We start from the raw sequence: 1,699 nt of genomic DNA on the forward strand, positions 1-1,699 counted from the left end.
CACATCGCCACCCTCACGGCGGCCCGGCCCAAGGGTCCGGTGCATCTCTGCGGCTGGTCGGTCGGCGGTCTCCTGGCTTCGGAGATGGCCCGTCAGCTGGAGGCCGCGGGTCGACCGGTGACCTCTCTGATCCTGGTCGACACCCATCCCGGCACCGCGAGGGCCGACGCGACGCGAGATCCGGCCACCCAGCGGGCGATGTTCGCTCAGCTCACCGCCGGTCTCTCGCCTCCTGCCGCTGTCGTCGACGCGGCGGACGACCAACAGTTCTTGCAGCGGCTACAGGCTCACGCCGTAGAGCAAGGGCGCCTACTCCACGACAGACGTCTACCGGCGCTCCAACGGCACTGGCGCGTCTTCTGCGCCCTGGTCCGCGCCAGCCACACGTATCGCCCAGAGCCCCACGATAGTCCCATCGACCTGATCCAAACCTCCTTCACCCCGGCCCCCCTGGCGGCCGAGCAGCAGCGCGACTGCCAGCGCCTGACCCGCGGCGGGTTGACAACCCACCGCGTAGCCGGCGACCACCACAGCATCCTCCAGCCCCCAGCGGTGCGGGCTACCGCCGAGCGCATCGAAGAGATCCTGCGAGGGTCGTGATCGATCTCGCAAGGCGCTCCGCCACCGGTCCGACAACCTGGGTGCTGCTATGATGACGACATGAAGCTGGTTACCGCTGAAGTCATCGACGGCAAGATCAATGTTCCTCCGGAGATAGGAGAAGGTTCGCGTGTCGCCATTCTCGCGGCCGACGACGGCGAACCGGTTGCTCTTTCGTCCAGCGAAGAAGCGGAGCTCAGCGAAGCCTTGGCTCAGATCGACTCCGGCCAGTATGTTGATGGCCGAACGCTCCTGGAGGAGCTCAAAGCCAAGAGCCGCGTGTGAGGCACCGGCTCCGAGTCGCTTCCCGAGCGGCGAAACAGATCCGTGAAGCAGCCGATTGGTGGCTAGCCAATCGGCCGAAGGCACCTCACGCGTTCGAGGAAGATGTCGAGAAGGCGTTCAGCCTGATCTCGACTTTACCGGGCACCGGTCAGAAGGTACGCCACGCCAAGATTCGTCGGCTACGGCGTGCGCTCCTCGGGCGCGTCCGCTACTACCTTTATTACACCGTCGATACCGACGAAGAGTTGGTCAAGGTCTTGGCTTTCTGGCACGCCAGCCGAAGAGGCCATCCGCGCCTCGAGTGAGACATTCTGTCCGGAGCCCGGAGGGCGGTATCCCGTAGCAGCCTTGGGAGGAGGTTTAGTTGCCGATCGCCCAGCTCACCGCGGCATCAAAGAGGGCCCAGCTCTCGGCGGTGAATTGGCTGGGATTCTCGTCGTAGAAGGGCAGGCCGACCCGGCGAGCTGGGGCGGTTTGGCCGACCATGGCGGCGCCCGCTTCGTAGGCGAAAACCAGGGCCTGGGCGGCATTGCCCTCGGCGACGGCGACCACCTGGGCGCTGGCGGCGGGGGCGCCCCAGCGCAGCGGCGTGGTGCCTGGCACCACGGCGACGAGACCGGACAGGCCGGCGGCCAGGGGATGGGCGGCGTCGGTGATCACGATGTGGGCCTGATCGTCGATCCGGCCATAGCCGACGTTGGTGCCCGGGCCGGTCATGCCGAGGTCGTCGTAGAGCCAGGCCTCCCAGGTGAGGACCGGTACCGTCGAAGCGGTGAACTTGGTGCCCACCTGGCCGGAGTTGACCGTCGAGCTG

The 1,699-nt window shown here is 66.8% G+C and carries 4 protein-coding genes; 3 read left to right on the forward strand and 1 reads right to left on the reverse strand.

What is annotated here, in order from left to right; genetic code table 11:
• From AAF481_20515 to AAF481_20525, 3 genes are all read left to right on the forward strand, one after another.
• The coding region (locus AAF481_20515; GenBank protein ID MEM7483550.1) for a thioesterase domain-containing protein at positions 1 to 600 on the forward strand (600 nt) is incomplete at its 5' end.
• Between the two features lie 60 nt (positions 601 to 660).
• Positions 661 to 885, forward strand: a complete 225-nt coding sequence (locus tag AAF481_20520) for a hypothetical protein (protein MEM7483551.1) — start codon at positions 661 to 663, stop codon at positions 883 to 885.
• On the forward strand, positions 882 to 1,190 hold the full coding sequence (locus AAF481_20525; GenBank protein MEM7483552.1) for a type II toxin-antitoxin system RelE/ParE family toxin: 309 nt from the start codon (positions 882 to 884) through the stop codon (positions 1,188 to 1,190). Before AAF481_20520 ends, AAF481_20525 begins: the two co-directional genes overlap by 4 nt.
• 55 nt (positions 1,191 to 1,245) lie before the next feature.
• Here AAF481_20525 and AAF481_20530 read toward each other — a convergent pair.
• Positions 1,246 to 1,699, reverse strand: a 454-nt coding sequence (locus tag AAF481_20530) for a hypothetical protein (GenBank protein ID MEM7483553.1), incomplete at its 5' end; no start/stop codon positions are given.

The organism is Acidobacteriota bacterium (assembly GCA_039030395.1).
Lineage (GTDB): Bacteria > Acidobacteriota > Thermoanaerobaculia > Multivoradales > JBCCEF01 > JBCCEF01.